Below are 17544 nucleotides of genomic sequence, written 5' to 3' on the forward strand. Positions count from 1 at the left end.
GCGCTCCGGTCACACCGCTGTCACGGGTCGCCCAGGTCAGGCCGGACACGCCGGTGAGAGCCATCCGGGTCACGGGTGAGACCAACGCGCTCTTGTTGCCGTTGAGTCGAACCGGTACACCTCGCCGTACCGATCTCAGGAAACCCCAGGAGGAGGTACGCGTGCGCACCGAGAGAAGCGTTCCTGCGAGACCTGCACTGATCGCCGCCCTGGCCCTCGCCGCGGCGGGTTCGCTCCTGCTCGCCCCCGGCCCCGCCGGCGCCGATCCGTTACCCGTCACCCGCGAGGGCTCCGCCGTGGACGACCGGGCGGCACGGGCTCCCGCGAGCGCGGCGCGACGCGCGTTGACCGCGGACGCCCCCACCACCGCCGCCACCCGCTCCTACCCCCGCCGCCTGGCCCTCTCCCCCGACCCGGAGAACCCCGGCGACAAGTCCCTGAAGCTGGGGCTCACGCCGTACCACGCGATCGCGCCGAAGCTGAACGCCCTGCAGCGGCTCGGCGACCGGGTGAGCGTGGAGGTGACGGGCCGCTCGGCCGGCGGCCACCGCCTCTACCTCGTCACCGTCACCGCCCCGGAGACCGCCCGGCAGGCCCGCGCCCAGGAGCGGATGCGCGAGCTGATCGAGAACGCTCCCGCCACCGCGGCGAAGTCCCGTGAGATCACCCGCGATTACAAGACGCCGGTCTTCGTCAACAGCAACATCCACGGCAACGAGTGGGAGGGCACGGACGCGTCCCTGAAGGTCATCGAGCAGCTCGCCACGGCGAAGGACGCCAGGACCAGGGACCTCCTCGCGCACAGCCGCCTGTACTTCAACGTCACGGCCAACCCGGACGGCCGTATCGCCGGCACCCGCGCGAACGCGAACGGCTTCGACCTCAACCGGGACTTCGTCACCGCCTCCCAGCCCGAGACCCGGGCGATGCGGCAGATCGAACTCGGCACGCAGCCCGCCGTCTTGCTCGACCTGCACGGTTACGTCAACGGCACCCTCATCGAGCCCACCACTCCCCCGCACGGCGAGAACTACGAGTACGACCTCTTCCTGAAGAACAGCTACGCCAACGCCCTCGGCATGGAGTCCGCGGTCAACGCCCTCGGCTACACGCCCGCCAAGGACGGCGTGGAGGCGGCCCAGATCCCCTTCCGCGACCAGGAGGAGGGCTGGGACGACTGGCCGCCGATCTTCACCCCGCAGTACGCGGCCTTCCACGGCACGGTGGCCGCCCACACGGTGGAGATCCCGCTGGCGGTCAACAACGAGGAGTACGAGGAGCTGCCCGTCCCCGAGCTGCGCCGCCGCTCGGCGGTCAACACGGCCGTGGCGGGCGCGGCGATCCGCGCGACGCTGAACCATGTGCGCGAGCACCGCGGCACCCTGATCACCGACCAGATCGAGATGTTCCGGCGCGGCGCGGCGGGTGCCGCGCAGGTGCCGGTGTCCCCGGAGACGGTGCCGGGCGTTCCCGGCATCGGCCCGGAGGACGTCTACACGACGACGTTCCCGCGCGCCTATGTGATCCCGCCGGGTGACGCCCGCAGCCGTCGTCCGGGACCTGCCGCCGCCCGCCTGGTCGATCACCTCCTGGCCAACGACGTCCGCGTCACCCGCGCCACCCGCGCCTTCCGGCTGGCCGGCCGGACGTACCCCCGGGGCTCGCACGTCGTCGACCTGCACCAGCCCAAGCGCGGCATGGCGAACGCGCTGCTGGCCGACGGCCGGGACATCAGCGGCAAGGTCTCGGTGATGTACGACATCTCCGGCTGGAGCCTGGGCAGTCTGTGGGGCGCCACGGTCGAGCGGGTGCCGTCGGGCAGCCTGCGGGGCGCGCCCCTGCGCCCGGTCGGCGAGGCGGCACCGGTCGCGCACGTGCCCGCGCACGGCGGCCTGCGGCTGCGGCTGACCGATCCGCGCGAGATCGCCGCCCTCAACTCCCTTCTCCGGCAGGGCGTCGCGGTCCGGCGGGCGGCGGACGGCAGCGCGATCGTCCCGGCGTCGGCCCGCCGCGAGGCGCGCACGGCCGCCCGCACGCACGACGTCTCCTTCACGGCCACGCGGCAGTCCGGCACGGCACCGCTGCACCGCCTGCGCGTCGCCGCGGCCGTCACCCCGGGTGAGCTGTTCGCCCTGCGGGAGATGGGCTTCGACGTCACGCCGGTCTCGACGGCCGTCCTGAACGCGGGCTTCGACTGGTCGGGCGCGGACGTGCTGTTCGTGTCCGCCGGCCTGGACCGCGCGGATCTCACCGAACCCGCCCGGGAGGCCCTGGACGCCTTCCTGGACGGGCACGGCCTGGTCGGTCGGGGCGTCGCGGGAGCGGCCCTGAACGCGGCGGCGGGGCGGCTGGCGGTCAAGCCGGTGGAGGGCAACGCGGACGCGAACGGCGTGGTGCGGGTGCGCAATTCCGGCGGCATCACGCGGGACGCACCGGACCGCGGCTTCGTCTACGCCCCGCTCTGGTTCACCGAACCGGGCCCCGGGGTCCGCGTGGAGCAGTCGTACGCGACCGGCAACCCACTGGTCTCGGGGCACTGGCGGCCGCTGCGGGACGGCTCCGGCGGTCCCGCCGCGGCCGCCGGGCAGGCCTCGGTCGTCAGCGGGGACCACACGGTCCTGTTCGGCACCGAACCACTTTTCCGGGACCACCCCAAGGGGGAATTCTCGCAGGTGGCAAGGGCTTTGATCACAGTGGCACACAGCGCTTCAGTCAAGGAGAGCGGATGACGCGGGAGATCCACGGCAGCGTGGCGGACGGCTTCGAGGCGGTGCGCGAGGAGTTCACCGCGTTCGTCGCCGGGGAGCGGACCGACTACGAGGGGCAGCTGTGCGCCTACGTCCGCGGCCGGAAGGTCGTCGACCTGTGGGCGGGGACCGACGCCGACGCCCTCTACGGTGTGTTCTCGTCCACCAAGGGCGCCGCGTACCTGGTCGTGGCCCTGCTCGTGCAGGACGGCACGCTCGAACTGGACCGCAAGGTGACGTACTACTGGCCGGAGTTCGCGGCCGAGGGCAAGGGCGCCCTGACGCTGCGGGACCTGCTGGCGCACCGGGCGGGCGTGGTCGGTACGGACACCGGCTTCACGCTCGCGGAGCTGGCCGACGACCGCCAGCTCGCCGAACGCCTCGCCGACCAGAGGCCGTTCTGGCGCCCCGGCACGGCGTTCGGCTATCACGCGCTGGTCGCCGGCGCCCTGGCCGGGGAAGTCGTGCGCCGGGCGACCGGCCGCGCCCTCCAGGAGGTCTACCGCGAACGGATCAGGGTCCCGTACGGGCTGGATCTCCACCTGGGCCTGCCCGCCCCCGGGGAACCGCGCTTCCGCACCACCCAGCCGATGGACCCGACCCCCGAGCAGCAGGCCGTGCTCGACGCCACGCCGACGGGCCCGCATGCGCTGGCCTCGATCGCGTTCAACGGCAACGCGGCCGAGCCGACCGACCTCGTCTCCCTTCCGAACATGCCGCTGATCCGGGCGAAGGGCCCGGCGTCGGTGGGCGGGGTCGCGTCCGCGCGGGGCCTGGCGGGGATGTACGCGGCGGCGATCAGCGGGGTGGGCGAACAGCCGGCGCTGCTGAAGCCGGACACGGTGGCGGAGTTCGGTCAGGTCCACTCGACCGGCTACGACCTGGTGGCCCGGACCCACAAGTCGTTCGGGCTGGGCTTCCAGATGACCGCTGACACGTGGCACCCGTTCCTGGGTGCCGGGACGATCGGGCACAGCGGCGCGGGCGGCTCCCAGGCCTTCGCCGACCCGTGGAGCGGCCTCGCCTACGGCTACACGCGCCGCCGGTTCGCCTTCCCCGGCGGGGCGGCCCCGGAGAACGGCCGGCTGGCGCGGGCGGTCCACACGGCGGCGCTCGCCCTCTGAGGCGCCCTGGGCCCGGGCACGGACGGAGGCCGCACCCCACGTCCAAGGGTGCGGCCTCCGCGTACGCAACGAGCGTGGTCAGACCAGCGTCACGGTGATGTCGCCGCGGGTCGCCTTCGAGTACGGGCAGACCTGGTGGGCCTTCTCGATCAGTGACCGGGCGGTCCCCCGGTCCACCTTCGGGATGTCGGCCGAGATCTCGACGATGATCCCGAAGCCGTCCCCGTTCTTGCCGAGGCCGACCTTCGCGGTCACCGTCGAACCGGAGAGGTCGGCCCCCTCCTGACGGGCGACGACACCGAGTGCGCCCTGGAAGCAGGCGCTGTACCCGGCGGCGAACAGCTGCTCCGGGTTGGTGCCGGCGCCGCTCCCGCCCATCTCCTTCGGCGGGTTGACGACGACGTCGAGCCTGCCGTCGTCGGTGGCGACCCGGCCGTCGCGCCCGTTCTCGGCGGTGGCGACGGCGGTGTACAGGACGTCGGACTGCTGGATCGGCATGCGGTTGTGTTCCTCAGGTCGTCCGCCGCGGCTCGCGCCCGGGCCGGAACGGATTCGGAAAGAAACTACCGCATGCCGGAATCCTGAGGGAAGGCGTCAGAGCTTGACGATCATCTTCCCGGTGTTGTCGCCGCGCAGAACACCCAGGAAGGCCTCCAGGTTGTTCTCGATGCCCTCGACGACGGTCTCGCGGTACTTGAGCTCACCGGAGGCGACCCAGGGTGCGACCTCCTGCACGAACTGCGGCTGCAGGTCGTAGTGGTCCCCGACCAGGAAGCCCTCGATACGGCCGCGCGTGGCGATCAGGCGGGCGAGGTTCTTCGGGCCCGGGGCGGGCTCGGTGTTGTTGTAGACGGAGATCATGCCGCAGACGGCGATCCGGCCGCCCTGGTTGAGGGAGCCGATGGCCGCCTCCAGGTGGTCACCGCCGACGTTGTCGAAGTAGACGTCGATCCCGTCCGGGGCGGCGGCGCGCAGCTGCTCGGCCACGGGCCCGTCCTTGTAGTTGAAGGCGGCGTCGAAGCCGTACTCCTCCGTGAGGAGCTTGACCTTCTCGTCGGACCCGGCGGAGCCGATGACCCGCGAGGCGCCCTTCAGCCGGGCGATCTGGCCGACCTGGCCGCCCACGGCACCGGCGGCACCGGACACGAAGACGGCGTCACCCTCCTTGAACGCGGCGGTGCGCAGCAGGCCCGCGTAGGCGGTGAGACCGGTCATGCCCAGCACACCGAGGTACGTCGACAGCGGCGCGGCCTGCGGGTCCACCTTCACGGCGTTCTTCGCGTCGACGACCGCGTACTCGCGCCAGCCGAAGAAGTGCAGCACGTGGTCCCCGGCGGACAGGCCCTCGGCGTTCGACGCCACGACCTCGCCGACGGCACCGCCCTGCATGACCTTGCCCAGCTCGAAGGGGGCGACGTAGGACTTCGCGTCGCTCATGCGGCCACGCATGTACGGGTCCACGGAGAGGTACTTGTTCCGGACGAGGACCTGGCCCTCACCGGGCTGCGGTACGTCCACCTCGACGAAGGCGAAGTCCTCGGGCTTCGGCCAGCCGACGGGACGGCTCGCCAGGTGCCACTCGCGGCTGACGGCGGGGAGGGCGGGGGTGTCGGTCATGATGCGCCTTACCTCACTGACTCGATGTTTCAGTACCTGAAACAACCATGCTCCTGAAAATTTCATGTTGTCAAATAACCGGGTACCCTCGACGGCATGGCATCCACCACACCGACGCCCGGCATGACGGGCACCCGCCCGGATCAGCTGACTCTCGACGTCGTCGAGCTGATCGGGGAGGTCGTGGCGCGGTTCCACGAGGACTACGAGTCCGCGGCGGCGGAACACGCCCTCACGGGCGCGCAGGCACGGCTGCTCAGCCTGCTGTGTCTCGAGCCGCTGCCGATGCGGAGGCTGGCCCAGCAGCTGAAGTGCGAGCCGTCGAACGTCACGGGGATCGTGGACCGGCTGGAGGCGCGGGGCCTGGTCGAGAGGCAGCCGAACCCGGCCGACCGCCGGGTGAAGGTGGCGGCGGCGACGGCGGAGGGGCGGCAGGTGGCCCGGAGCCTACGGGAGTCACTGCGGTTCGCCCGGGAACCCCTGGCCGGGCTCTCCGAGGAGGAGCGCGTGGCGCTGCGGGACACGCTGCGGCGCATGCTGGACTGAGGCCGGGCCCGGCTGTCAGAGGGTCTCGCGGCCCGGGACCGGGTGCGGCGGGGGCCTGTTCGAGACGCGACGGAACGCGGCCGGCGCCGTCAGGGGACCTGGTGCCCCGCGACCGGGCACGACGACCCTGCCGCACTCGCCACCGATGCACTCGTTTCGTGCCGCCTGGGCGAAACCGGCCGAGCGGACGCCATGTGCACCACCAGACGCTACCGGAATTCATTCGCAGTGCTCCGGCTTTCAGGCCGGGGGTGAAGCGAATCTGTGGTGGCGACGCGGAGCGTCGCGGTGTCGTCCCGGCGGAGCTGGGCAGTGCACGCCACGGTGACATCTCGCGCAAACGTTCTCGACGACAGTGAGTGTTCGGGCTTCTAAGGTGATCGTCATGCAACTTCGGTACGCCTTCAGGTTGTACCCCGACACCGTCCAGCAAGCCGCGTTGGCGAAGGCGTTCGGGTGTGCCCGTGTCGTGTTCAACGACGCTGTGCGTGCCCGCGAGGACGCCCGCAAGGCCGGGGAGCCGGTCCCGGCGGCCGGTGAGCTGTCGAGGAAGCTGATCACCGAGGCGAAGCGGACAGCCGGGCGGTCCTGGCTGGGGGAGGTCTCCGCGGTGGTGCTCCAGCAGTCCCTGCGGGACGCCGAGGCCGCCTACCGCAACTTCTTCGCCTCGCTCAAGGGCGCCCGCAAGGGGCCGAGACGGGGAGCGCCCCGCTTCAAGTCCCGCAAGGACAGCCGGCAGTCGATCCGGTTCACCGCCAACGCCCGCTGGAACATCACGGGCAGCATCGGCCAGGAGCGTCTGAACCTGCCGAAGATCGGGGCGGTGAAGGTGAAGTGGTCCCGCCCGCTGCCCGCCACGCCGTCATCGGTCACCGTCATCAAGGACGCGGCGGGCAGATTCTTCGCCTCCTTCGTCATCGACACCGACCCCGCCGCCGATAAGGCCCGCATGCCGCAGACCGACCGCACCATCGGCATCGATCTCGGCCTCACACACTTCGCCGTCCTGTCCGACGGCACGAAGATCGACTCCCCGCGCTTTTTGCGGCGCGCGGAGAAGAAGCTGAAGAAGGCACAGAGGGAGCTGTCGCGCAAGCAGAAGGGATCGAAGAACCGGGCCAGGGCCCGTCGGAAGGTCGCCCGCGCCCACGCCAAGGTTGCCGACGCTCGCTGTGAGTTCCACCACCAGCTCTCCACCAGGCTGATCTCCGAGAACCAAGGGATCGCCGTGGAGGACCTGTCGGTGGCGGGACTGGGGCGTACCAGGCTGGCCAAGTCCGTGCACGACGCCGGATGGTCCTCGTTCATCGGCATGCTGACGTACAAGGCGGAACGGTACGGGCGCACTCTGGTGAAGATCGGCCGGTTCGAACCGACCTCCCGGACCTGCCACGCCTGCGGCGTCGTGGACGGGCCCAAACCCCTGAACGTGCGGGAATGGACCTGCAGCGCCTGCGGCACGGTCCACGACCGGGACCACAACGCCGCGATCAATGTGAAGACGGCCGCCGGACTGGCGGTATCGGCCTGCGGAGCGCCGGTAAGACCGGGAGCGATTCCGGCACAGCGTGAAGAAACAGGAAGCCACGGATTCCCGACCGGGAACCATGCCGCGTAGCGGCCACGGCAACCGGTAGAGAAGGCCAGAATCCTCGTCCCTTCAGGGCGAGGAGCATGTCAAGTGCACCACCAGAGGAACCGTTTGCACGGCTCGGAGGCGGACGGCTCCGGCTCCGGGGGTTGGGTGGTCGGGTCCGCGGTCGGGCCGGGGCCCTGGCCCGAGGTGGGCGGGGCGGCCGTGGGGGCGGGCGCCGGGCCGCTGGGGGCGTCTCCCGCCGCCGACTCGGGGTCCTTCGACGGTTCGCCGCCCTTCGGGGACTCCGAGCTCTCGTCCTTCGGGGATGCGGAAGCGGACGGGGTGTCAGATGCCGTCGGTGAAGCGGAGCCTGACGAGCCGTCGGCCCCGCCCCTTTTACCGCCCGAACCGTTGCCCGGCTTCCCCGCTTCGGGCGAGGCGTCCCCGTCGGCCGACTCGCCCCCGGCCGCGGCCGGTTTCGGTTTCGAGCCGGGGGCGTCCATGCCGAGTTCCGCGAGGCTCAGGCCGCCGGCCGCCAGTACGAACCCGGCGGCCACGAACAGGGTGCGGCGGCGCCGGCGGCGGTGTGCCGCTGCCTTGCGGTCCCGTCGACTCGACCCTCCCGGGCCGTCGGGGGCGGGGCCACGCCCATGCCCGCGCCGTCGGGCCGCGCGCCCCACGTGCTCGCCGTCGTCATCGCCGTACGCGTCGTCGTAGGCGTCGTCGCGTCCGTCGCCGTAGGCGTCGTCACGCCCGTCGCCGTACGCGTCGTCACGCCCCTCGCCGTACGTGGCGTCGTACCCGTCGCCGTACGGGTCGTCGCGCCCGTCGCCGTACGCGTCGTCGTGTCGGTCGCCGGGGGCGTGCGACTCGTGCGCTCCGGACGGACTCCCGGGCCCGTCGCCGGCGCGCCCTGACGCGGTGACGTCGTACCCGCCGTACACCGGGTCGCTCCGGCGCAGCCTGTCGGCCGAGGTGCCGCACCCCGGGCAGGCGAGGGCGCCGTTGAGGTGCCGTCGGCACGGGTCGCAGTAGTCCATGACGCGGGAAGATTAAGTTCCGCGCCGGTCACGTTCCTAGATCCACCTGTGAAGGTTCTGCAGAGACACGGTCGGCGCCGGGTTTCGAAACTGTCGAAACCGTTATGTGCGCGACCCATTGACACTCCTGCCGCCCCCTCCTTACTGTCACGCCAGCATTTCGAACGTGTGCCGAAATCTCGAACAAGTCGAGGCGCCGGAACGCGAACGGGACGCAGACGGAACAAACTGACAGAACGAGCCGACGAACCTGCGAGGGACAACCGCCGTGCGCATCACCGGAATCAGCACACACGTGGTCGGGACGCCGTGGCGCAACCTGACCTACGTCCAGGTGCACACCGACGAGGGGATCACCGGAGTCGGCGAGACCCGGATGCTGGGACACACCGACGCCCTTATCGGTTACCTGCGGGAAGCCGAGACCAACCACATCCTCGGCTCCGACCCCTTCGCCGTCGAGGACCTCGTCAAGCGCATGAAGTACGGCGACTACGGCCGCGCCGGCGAGATCGTCATGTCCGGCATCGCCGTGATCGAGATGGCCTGCTGGGACATCAAGGGCAAGGCCCTCGGCGTCCCCGTCTGGCAGCTGCTGGGCGGCAAGGTCACCGACAAGGTCAAGGCCTACGCCAACGGCTGGTACACCACCGAGCGCACCCCGGAGGCCTACCACAAGGCCGCCCAGGGCGTGATGGAGCGCGGCTACCGGGCGCTGAAGATCGACCCCTTCGGCACCGGACACTACGAGCTGGACCACCAGGAGACCCTGTACGCGGTCTCGCTGATCGAGGCCGTCCGCGACGCGATCGGCCCCGAGGCCGAGCTGATGCTGGAGATGCACGGCCGCTTCTCCCCCGCCACGGCCGTGCGCCTGGCCAAGGAGCTGGCGCCGTTCAAGCCGGCGTGGCTGGAGGAGCCGGTCCCGCCGGAGAACCTCAAGGCGCTGGAGAAGGTCGCCGCCAAGGTCGACATGCCGGTCGCCACCGGTGAGCGCATCCACGACCGGATCGAGTTCCGGGAGCTGTTCGAGTCCCAGGCCGTCGACATCATCCAGCCGGACGTCGGCCACATCGGCGGCATCTGGGAGACCCGGAAGCTCGCGGCGACCGCCGAGACGCACTACATGCTGGTCGCCCCGCACAACGTGGGCGGCTCCGTGCTGACCGCCGCGTCCCTCCAGGTCGGCTTCACCTCCCCGAACTTCAAGATTCTCGAGCACTTCAACGACTTCGCCGACGCGGAGATCAAGAAGGTGGTCAAGGGCGCCCCGCAGGTGAACCCGGAGGACGGCTGCTTCCACGTCTCCGACGCCCCGGGCCTCGGTGTGGAGCTGGACGTCGACGCCGCCGCCGAATTCCCGCAGCAGCAGGCCCGCTTCGACCTCTGGGCGGAGGGCTGGGAACAGCGCAAGCCGAAGGGCTCGCAGTGAGCACCGCGGTCGTCGTCGACGCCCCGGGCGAGCACCGTCTCGTCCCGCACGAGCCGCGGCGGCCCGAGGCCGGCGAGGCCCTGGTGCGGGTGCACGCCGCCGGGATCTGCGGCAGCGACCGCGAGGTCTACCAGGGCAATCGCCCCGAGGGCTATGTGCGCTATCCGCTGACCCCGGGCCACGAGTGGTCCGGGACGGTGGAGGCCGTGGGCGCCGGTGTCCCGGCCTCCCTCGTGGGCCGCAAGGTCGTCGGTGAGGGCTTTCGAAACTGTCAGGTCTGCGACCGCTGCCACGCGGGCGACACGACCCTGTGCACCGCCGGGTACGAGGAGACCGGGTTCACCCAGCCGGGCGCGATGGCGGCCACGCTGACCCTCCCGGCCCGTCTCCTGCACGCCCTCCCGGACGACTGCGACCTCACGGCCGCGGCCCTCCTGGAACCCGCCGCCTGCATCGCGGCCGCCGCGCTGAAGGGCAACGCCCAGCCCGGTGAGCGCGTCGCCGTGGTCGGCACCGGCACCCTCGGCATGTTCGCCGTGCAGTTCCTGAAGGCCAACTCGCCGGCGGAGCTGCTGGTCGTCGGCACCCGCCGGGACCGTGAGGCACTGTCGCGCCAGTACGGCGCGACGGACTTCCGCACCAAGGACCAGGCACTCCCCGACGACATCGACGTGGTGATCGAGACGGCCGGGTCCGCGGACGCCGCCCGGATCTCCGCCGGCCTGCTCCGGCGCGGCGGGCGGCTGGTCCTGACCGGCATCCCGGCGCCGGGCGCCGAGGGCCTCGACCCGACCGACCTCGTCGTGAAGCAGCTGGAGGTGCACAGCGTCTTCGGTGCTCCGCCGGACGCCTGGGCGCACACCGTGCGGGTGTTCGCCGCCGGTCTGCTCGATCCGCTGCCGCTGGTGACGCACGAGCTGCCGCTCACCGAGTTCTCGCAGGCCATCGAGCTGGTCGGGGCCGGCGACCCGAAGGTGGGCAAGGTCCTGCTCCGCCCCTAGACGTACGCCGGCACGGGAACAACCTGACGGCTCCCGTACCGGCGTACACCCAGCCCCGCCGCATCCCGAGCCGCGCCGTCCCCAGAGCCGCGAACCTCGTCCGACATATCGAACCGAAGGACATTCCTGTGACCGACGCTTCCGCCACGGCCGCCCGCAGGCCCGGTGAGCCGGCCCTCACCGCGCTGGGTCTGAGCGCGCCCGCTCCCGACCCCGCCGACACGTCCGCACACTCCTTCCCCGGCGGCGGCCGCTGGCGCACCGAGATCCCCTCCTGCGAGGGCCCCGAGGCGCTGGCGGTGGTCCTGAAGGAGGCCTCGCGGCTCGACGTGCCGATCCACCGGATCAGCCAGGGCAGCGGCGTGTGGATGCTGACCGACGCCGAGATCACCGAGATGGTCGAGTCGACCGGTGAACGCGACATCGAGCTCTGCCTGTTCACCGGCCCGCGCGGCACCTGGGACATCGGCGGGTCCACGCGCACCGACTCACGCGGGGCCGGACTGCGTGCCCGCGGCCACGACGCCGTCGCCGGTTGCGTCGAAGACGCCGTCAGGGCCACCGAGTTGGGCGTCAAGTGCCTGCTCGTCGCCGACGAGGGCGTGCTGTGGACGCTGCACCGGGCCCGGGCTGCGGGGATCATCCCGGCCGACACGACCCTCAAGGTCTCCGCGCTCATCGGACCGGTCAACCCGGCGGCTTACGCGGTGTACGAGCGCCTGGGCGCCGACTCGGTCAACGTGCCCAGCGACCTGACGCTCGATCACCTCACCGAGATCCGCCGGGTGTCGGGCGCGCCGATGGACATGTACATCGAGGCCCCCGACGACCTCGGCGGCTACGTCCGCATGTACGAGGTGGCCGAACTCATCAGACGCGGGGCCCCGTTGTACCTGAAGTTCGGCCTCTCCAAGGCCCCCGGGATCTATCCGTACGGACACCACATGCGGGAGCTGACCCTGGCCACGGCCAAGGAGCGGGTGCGTCGCGGACGGCTCGCCCTGGACCTCCTGGCGCGCCACGGAGCGGACGGCGACATGGCGCCGCTGGGATCCCGGCTGCCGGGCGATCTGCAACGTTTCGAAACCTCGTCATAACGTTCCGGCTACTCGACTTACAAAAGAAGACACAGCCGACCACAATCCACCACATCTCTTCTCGGTCTTTCCGGCACGACCACCCGGATCGACTTCGCGCCTGAGACCGAGCCCTGCCACAGATCAAGGATGATGATCATGCGTAACCGCAGAGCCGCTCTCACCGCCATAGCCGGAGCCGCGTCCCTCGCCCTGACCCTGTCCGCCTGCGGCCAGAGCGGCGAGGGCGGCAGCAAGGAGAGCGGGGGCGACACCAAGGGCGCCACCATCGGCATCGCGATGCCGACCAAGTCCTCCGAGCGCTGGATCGCCGACGGCAAGAACGTCGTCGCCGACCTCGAGTCCAAGGGCTACAAGACCAAGCTGGTCTACGGCGAGGACGACCCCGACCAGCAGGTCTCGCAGGTCGAGAACCTGATCACGCAGGGCGTCAAGGCGCTGATCATCGCCGCGATCGACAACAAGTCGATGAACAACGTGCTCCAGCAGGCCAAGGACGCGAACATCCCGGTCATCTCCTACGACCGTCTGATCCTCGGCACGCAGAACGTCGACTACTACGCCTCCTTCGACAACGAGAAGGTCGGCGAACTGCAGGGCACCTACATCGTCGAGAAGCTCGGCCTGAAGGACGGCTCCAAGAAGGGCCCCTTCAACATCGAGCTGTTCGCCGGCTCCAACGACGACAACAACACCCGCTACTTCTTCCAGGGCGCGATGAACGTCCTGCAGCCCTACATCGACAAGAAGCAGCTCGTCGTCCGCTCCGGCCAGACCAAGCTCAACCAGGTCACCACCCTGCGCTGGGACGGCGGCACCGCCCAGAAGCGCATGGACGACATCCTGACCTCGGCCTACAAGAGCCAGCGGGTCGACGCCGTCCTCTCCCCCTACGACGGCATCTCCATCGGCATCCTCTCGGCGCTGAAGTCCGACGACTACGGCTCCAAGAACAAGCCTCTGCCGGTCGTCACGGGCCAGGACGCCGAGGTCGCCTCGGTGAAGTCGATCATCGCCGGCCAGCAGTCGATGACCGTCTACAAGGACACCCGTCAGCTTGCCAAGGTGTCCTCGAACATGGTCGACGCGCTGCTCAACAAGAAGAAGCCCGAGGTCAACGACACCAAGACCTACGACAACGGCTCGAAGGTCGTCCCCGCCTACCTGCTGGAGCCGGTCGCGGTCGACAAGTCGAACTACCAGAAGGAGGTCGTCGACTCCGGCTACATCAAGGAGAGCGACCTCAAGTAGTCCCCGCCACCGACCGACGTTCCACCACTGATTGGAAGGCACGACCATGGCGGGACCCGTCCTGGAAATGCGCTCGATCGTCAAGACCTTTCCCGGCGTCAAGGCGCTGTCGGACGTCACACTGACCGTCCGCCAGGGCGAGGTCCACGCCATCTGCGGGGAGAACGGCGCCGGCAAGTCGACCTTGATGAAGGTCCTCTCCGGCGTCCACCCGCACGGCACGTACGAGGGCGACATCCTCTTCGAGGGAGAGGTCTGCCAGTTCAAGGACATCCGGGCCAGCGAAGAACGCGGCATCGTGATCATCCACCAGGAACTGGCCCTGGTGCCCTATCTCTCCCTCGCGGAGAACATCTTCCTCGGCAACGAGCACGCCACCCGGGGGATCATCAGCTGGACCGAGACCCTGCGGCACGCCACCGAGCTGCTCCGCCGGGTCGGTCTGGCCGACCACCCGGACACCCGCGTCGCCGACATCGGCGTGGGCAAGCAGCAGCTCGTGGAGATCGCGAAGGCCCTGTCGAAGAAGGTCAAGCTGCTCATCCTGGATGAGCCGACCGCCGCGCTGAACGACGAGGACAGCGGCAAACTCCTGGACCTCATCCTGGAGTTGAAGAAGCAGGGCATCACCTCGATCATCATCTCCCACAAGCTCAACGAGATCCGCAAGGTCGCCGACTCGGTGACGATCCTCCGCGACGGCCAGACCATCGAGACCCTCGATGTGAAGGCCGAGGAGACCACCGAGGACCGGATCATCAGCGGCATGGTCGGCCGCGACCTGGAGCACCGCTTCCCGGAGCGGTCGCCGCACGAGCCGGAGGAGGGCGCCGCCCCGGCCCTGGAGATCCGGGGCTGGACCGTGCACCACCCCATCGACCAGCAGCGCAAGGTCGTCGACGACGTGTCGCTCCACGTGCGGCGCGGGGAGATCGTCGGCATCGCGGGCCTGATGGGCGCCGGCCGCACCGAACTCGCGATGAGCGTCTTCGGGCGGACCTACGGCCGGTACGCGGACGGCACGGTCCTCAAGGACGGCAAGGAGATCCGCACCAAGACCGTCCCGGAGGCGGTCAGGCACGGCATCGCCTACGTGACCGAGGACCGCAAGCACTACGGCCTCAACCTCATCGACACCATCAACCGGAACATCTCGCTGAGCGCCCTGGGCAAGGTCGCCAAGCGCGGTGTGGTCGACGAGCACGAGGAGCGGCAGGTCGCCGAGGGCTTCCGCAAGTCCATGAACATCAAGGCGCCGACGGTGTTCGAGCCGGTCGGCAAGCTGTCCGGCGGCAACCAGCAGAAGGTCGTCCTCAGCAAGTGGATCTTCTCGGGTCCGGACGTGCTGATCCTGGACGAGCCGACGCGCGGTATCGACGTCGGTGCCAAGTACGAGATCTACACGGTCATCGACCAGCTGGCCGCCCAGGGCAAGGCGGTCGTCTTCATCTCCTCCGAGCTGCCCGAGCTGCTCGGCATGTGCGACCGCATCTACACGATGGCCGCGGGACGGCTGACGGGTGAGTTCTCGCGGGCCGAGGCCTCCCAGGAATCGCTGATGCGTCAGATGACGAAGGACAAAGAGGTAACCCGATGAGCACGGACGTGACCGCCAAGAGCCCGGCCCCCGCGCCGCCGGGCAGGAGCGGCGGGGCCGGGGGCGACGGCCTGCTGCAGCTGGTGATGGACGGCATGCGCCGCAACATGCGGCAGTACGGCATGCTGATCGCCCTGGGCCTGATCGTGGTCCTGTTCGCCGTCTGGACCGACGGCGACCTGCTGCTCCCGCGCAACGTCTCCAACCTGGTGCTGCAGAACAGCTACATCCTGATCCTCGCGATCGGCATGATGCTGGTCATCATCGCCGGCCACATCGACCTGTCGGTCGGATCGCTGACGGCGTTCGTCGGGTCCATGGCCGCGGTGTTCATGGTCAAACAGGATCTGCCCTGGCCCCTCGCCGTCGTGCTGTGCCTGGCCGTGGGCGCGGTCGCGGGTGCCGTACAAGGGTTCTTCATCGCGTACGGCGGCATACCGTCGTTCATCGTGACCCTGGCGGGCATGCTGATCTTCCGCGGTCTGACGGAGATCTTCCTGGAGGGCCAGACCCTCGGCCCGTTCCCCGACGGGCTGCAGAAGGTCGCCAACGGGTTCCTGCCCGAGGTCGGCCCGAACACGAACTACCACAACCTCACCCTGCTGCTGGGCTTCGCGATGATCGCCTTCGTGATCTTCCAGGAAGTCCGTGACCGCAAGCGGCAGCAGGAGTTCAACCTGGACGTCCCGCCCACGAAGCTGTTCCTGCTGAAGCTGGTCGCGATCGGCGCCGCGGTGCTGACGCTCACCATGCTGCTGGCCAGCTACAAGGGCGCCCCGATCGTGCTGCTCATCCTGGGCGTGCTGCTCGTCGGCTTCGGCTACGTCATGCGCAACGCGATCATCGGCCGCCACATCTACGCCATCGGCGGCAACCTCCCGGCGGCCAAGCTGTCGGGTGTGAAGGACAAGAAGGTCACCTTCCTGGTCTTCCTGAACATGGGCATGCTCGCGGCCCTGGCGGGTCTGGTCTTCGCCGCCCGCTTCAACGCGGCCTCTCCCAAGGCCGGCCTCAACTTCGAGCTGGAGGCGATCGCGGCCTCGTTCATCGGCGGGGCGTCGATGAGCGGCGGTGTCGGCACCGTCCTCGGCGCGATCATCGGTGGCCTGGTCCTGGGCGTGCTGAACAACGGTATGAACCTCGTCGGCATCGGCACCGACTGGCAGCAGGTCATCAAGGGCATGGTGCTGCTGGCGGCGGTCGGGTTCGACGTGTGGAACAAGCGCAAGGTCGGTTCGTAAGTCAGCTCTGGGCCCCGCCGGGAGGCGGGGCCCTTCCTCATTCGGGAGCCGCACGCATGGAACTGAACAGACGCACGGTCATCGCCGGAGCAGCCGCGGCGGGCGTCGCCGCCACCACGCTCGGCGGCACGGCGCACGCCACGGGAGGCAGGAAGCCGGTGAAGACGCTCTTCGGCAAGCTCGCCGACGGCACGAAGGTCTACAGCTGGTCGCTGGAGAACGGCGGCACCCGCCTGAAGGTCCTGTCCTGGGGCGGTGTCGTGCAGTCCCTGGAGATACCCGACCGCCGCGGCCGGTACGCCAACGTCTCCGCCGGCTTCGACAACCTCGAGGACTACGTCGCGAAGACCCCGTACTTCGGCGCGTTGATCGGCCGTTACGGCAACCGTATCGGCAAGGGCAAGTTCACCCTGGACGGCAAGGACTACCAGCTGTCCGTCAACGACGGTGAGCAGAGCCTGCACGGCGGCACCCAGGGCTTCGACAAGCGCGTGTGGGACGTCGAGCCGTTCGTGAAGGGCTCCGACGTCGGCCTGCACCTGTACTACACCAGCGTCGACGGCGAGATGGGCTACCCGGGCACGCTCAAGACGAAGGTGACGTACACGCTCACCCGGCGCGGCGAGTGGCGCATCGACTACGAGGCCACCACCAGCAAGGCCACCGTCGTCAACCTCACCAGCCACGTCTACTTCAACCTGGCCGGCGAGGGCAGCGGCACGATCGAGGACCACGAGCTCCAGATCGCGGCCTCCCGCTACACGCCCACCGACGCGGGCCTGATCCCCACGGGCGAGCTGGCCAAGGTCGCGGGCACCCCCTTCGACTTCCGCAAGGCCAAGCCGATCGGCCGGGACATCCGCGTCTCCCACCCGCAGCTGGTGACCGCCAAGGGCTTCGACCACAACTGGGTCCTCGACAAGGGCATCACCGCCCGCCCCGAGCACGTCGCCACCCTGCGTGACCCGGCCTCCGGCCGCACGATGAAGATCGCCACGAACGAGCCGGGCCTGCAGTTCTACTCCGGCAACTTCCTCGACGGCACGCTGACCGGCCCGTCCGGCCGCACCTACCGGCAGGGCGACGCGCTGTGCCTGGAGACGCAGCACTTCCCGGACTCGCCGAACAAGCCCAAGTTCCCGTCGACGGTCCTGCGACCGGGGCAGACGTACCGGACGACGACCATCCACACGTTCGGCTGCTGAGGCCCCTGACAGGTCTTCACGACAAGGCCACACGTTCCGACCGTTCTACCGACGGTTGAACGGTGTCACC

14 protein-coding genes are annotated in these 17544 nt (G+C 69.9%); 11 read left to right on the top strand and 3 right to left on the bottom strand.

Translation table 11 applies throughout. The features are described 5' to 3' along the window. Positions 1-161 precede the first annotated feature (161 nt). Together AB0F04_RS03930 and AB0F04_RS03935 are read left to right on the top strand one after the other, a co-directional pair. On the top strand, positions 162-2729 hold the full coding sequence (locus AB0F04_RS03930; RefSeq protein WP_362037494.1) for a M14 family zinc carboxypeptidase: 2568 nt from the start codon (positions 162-164) through the stop codon (positions 2727-2729). Beyond that, positions 2726-3871 carry a serine hydrolase domain-containing protein gene (locus AB0F04_RS03935; protein WP_362037496.1) on the top strand — a complete coding sequence of 382 codons (1146 nt, stop codon included), beginning with the start codon at positions 2726-2728 and terminating at the stop codon, positions 3869-3871. The genes AB0F04_RS03930 and AB0F04_RS03935 overlap by 4 nt, the downstream gene beginning before the upstream one ends. Before the next feature lie 78 nt (positions 3872-3949). Here AB0F04_RS03935 and AB0F04_RS03940 read toward each other — a convergent pair whose 3' ends face one another. Next, complete coding sequence (locus AB0F04_RS03940) at positions 3950-4369, bottom strand: organic hydroperoxide resistance protein (RefSeq protein ID WP_362037498.1); 420 nt, start codon at positions 4367-4369, stop codon at positions 3950-3952. Positions 4370-4465: 96 nt separating this feature from the next. After that, positions 4466-5488, bottom strand: coding sequence for an NADP-dependent oxidoreductase (locus tag AB0F04_RS03945; protein ID WP_362037501.1), 1023 nt, complete (start codon positions 5486-5488; stop codon positions 4466-4468). Positions 5489-5584: 96 nt separating this feature from the next. Here AB0F04_RS03945 and AB0F04_RS03950 point away from each other — a divergent pair, with 96 nt between their 5' ends. Then, positions 5585-6034 (top strand): MarR family transcriptional regulator, encoded by a 450-nt coding sequence (locus AB0F04_RS03950; protein WP_362037503.1) that lies wholly within the window; start codon positions 5585-5587, stop codon positions 6032-6034. A 385-nt stretch (positions 6035-6419) separates the two neighbouring features. Further along, the gene (locus AB0F04_RS03955) at positions 6420-7652 is read left to right on the top strand and encodes an RNA-guided endonuclease TnpB family protein (RefSeq protein ID WP_362037506.1); all 1233 of its coding nucleotides are present in this window, start codon (positions 6420-6422) and stop codon (positions 7650-7652) included. A 59-nt stretch (positions 7653-7711) separates the two neighbouring features. Here the strand turns inward: AB0F04_RS03955 and AB0F04_RS03960 are convergent, their stop codons facing one another. Then, positions 7712-8650: a hypothetical protein gene (locus AB0F04_RS03960; protein ID WP_362037508.1), complete on the bottom strand. Its 939-nt coding sequence runs from the start codon at positions 8648-8650 to the stop codon at positions 7712-7714. Positions 8651-8918: 268 nt separating this feature from the next. Here AB0F04_RS03960 and AB0F04_RS03965 point away from each other — a divergent pair, with 268 nt between their 5' ends. From AB0F04_RS03965 to AB0F04_RS03995, 7 genes are all read left to right on the top strand, one after another. Then, positions 8919-10082: a mandelate racemase/muconate lactonizing enzyme family protein gene (locus tag AB0F04_RS03965; protein WP_362037511.1), complete on the top strand. Its 1164-nt coding sequence runs from the start codon at positions 8919-8921 to the stop codon at positions 10080-10082. Continuing rightward, positions 10079-11083, top strand: coding sequence for an alcohol dehydrogenase catalytic domain-containing protein (locus AB0F04_RS03970; RefSeq protein ID WP_362037514.1), 1005 nt, complete (start codon positions 10079-10081; stop codon positions 11081-11083). Before AB0F04_RS03965 ends, AB0F04_RS03970 begins: the two co-directional genes overlap by 4 nt. A 128-nt stretch (positions 11084-11211) precedes the next feature. Next, positions 11212-12180, top strand: coding sequence for a hypothetical protein (locus tag AB0F04_RS03975; protein ID WP_053672176.1), 969 nt, complete (start codon positions 11212-11214; stop codon positions 12178-12180). A 138-nt stretch (positions 12181-12318) separates the two neighbouring features. Continuing rightward, positions 12319-13431 carry a multiple monosaccharide ABC transporter substrate-binding protein gene (gene chvE / locus AB0F04_RS03980; protein WP_362037516.1) on the top strand — a complete coding sequence of 371 codons (1113 nt, stop codon included), beginning with the start codon at positions 12319-12321 and terminating at the stop codon, positions 13429-13431. Between the two features lie 46 nt (positions 13432-13477). Further along, complete coding sequence (gene mmsA / locus AB0F04_RS03985; RefSeq protein WP_362037519.1) at positions 13478-15028, top strand: multiple monosaccharide ABC transporter ATP-binding protein; 1551 nt, start codon at positions 13478-13480, stop codon at positions 15026-15028. Then, entirely contained in the window at positions 15025-16269 is a 1245-nt protein-coding gene (mmsB, locus tag AB0F04_RS03990) for a multiple monosaccharide ABC transporter permease (RefSeq protein ID WP_362037521.1), read from the top strand. The genes mmsA and mmsB overlap by 4 nt, the downstream gene beginning before the upstream one ends. Before the next feature lie 56 nt (positions 16270-16325). Next, entirely contained in the window at positions 16326-17474 is a 1149-nt protein-coding gene (locus AB0F04_RS03995; RefSeq protein ID WP_362037524.1) for an aldose epimerase family protein, read from the top strand. Positions 17475-17544: the final 70 nt, after the last annotated feature.

It is taken from the genome of Streptomyces sp. NPDC029041, assembly GCF_040637515.1.
Lineage (GTDB): Bacteria > Actinomycetota > Actinomycetes > Streptomycetales > Streptomycetaceae > Streptomyces.

Bases quoted from the DNA above. Each gene is read 5' to 3' on its own strand.
- AB0F04_RS03935 (WP_362037496.1), top strand. From the start codon at position 2,726: ATGACGCGGGAGATCCACGGCAGCGTGGCGGACGGCTTCGAGGCGGTG.
- AB0F04_RS03940 (WP_362037498.1), bottom strand. From the start codon at position 4,369: ATGCCGATCCAGCAGTCCGACGTCCTGTACACCGCCGTCGCCACCGCC.
- AB0F04_RS03945 (WP_362037501.1), bottom strand. From the start codon at position 5,488: ATGACCGACACCCCCGCCCTCCCCGCCGTCAGCCGCGAGTGGCACCTG.
- AB0F04_RS03950 (WP_362037503.1), top strand. From the start codon at position 5,585: ATGGCATCCACCACACCGACGCCCGGCATGACGGGCACCCGCCCGGAT.
- AB0F04_RS03955 (WP_362037506.1), top strand. From the start codon at position 6,420: ATGCAACTTCGGTACGCCTTCAGGTTGTACCCCGACACCGTCCAGCAA.
- AB0F04_RS03960 (WP_362037508.1), bottom strand. From the start codon at position 8,650: ATGGACTACTGCGACCCGTGCCGACGGCACCTCAACGGCGCCCTCGCC.
- chvE (WP_362037516.1), top strand. From the start codon at position 12,319: ATGCGTAACCGCAGAGCCGCTCTCACCGCCATAGCCGGAGCCGCGTCC.
- mmsA (WP_362037519.1), top strand. From the start codon at position 13,478: ATGGCGGGACCCGTCCTGGAAATGCGCTCGATCGTCAAGACCTTTCCC.
- mmsB (WP_362037521.1), top strand. From the start codon at position 15,025: ATGAGCACGGACGTGACCGCCAAGAGCCCGGCCCCCGCGCCGCCGGGC.
- AB0F04_RS03995 (WP_362037524.1), top strand. From the start codon at position 16,326: ATGGAACTGAACAGACGCACGGTCATCGCCGGAGCAGCCGCGGCGGGC.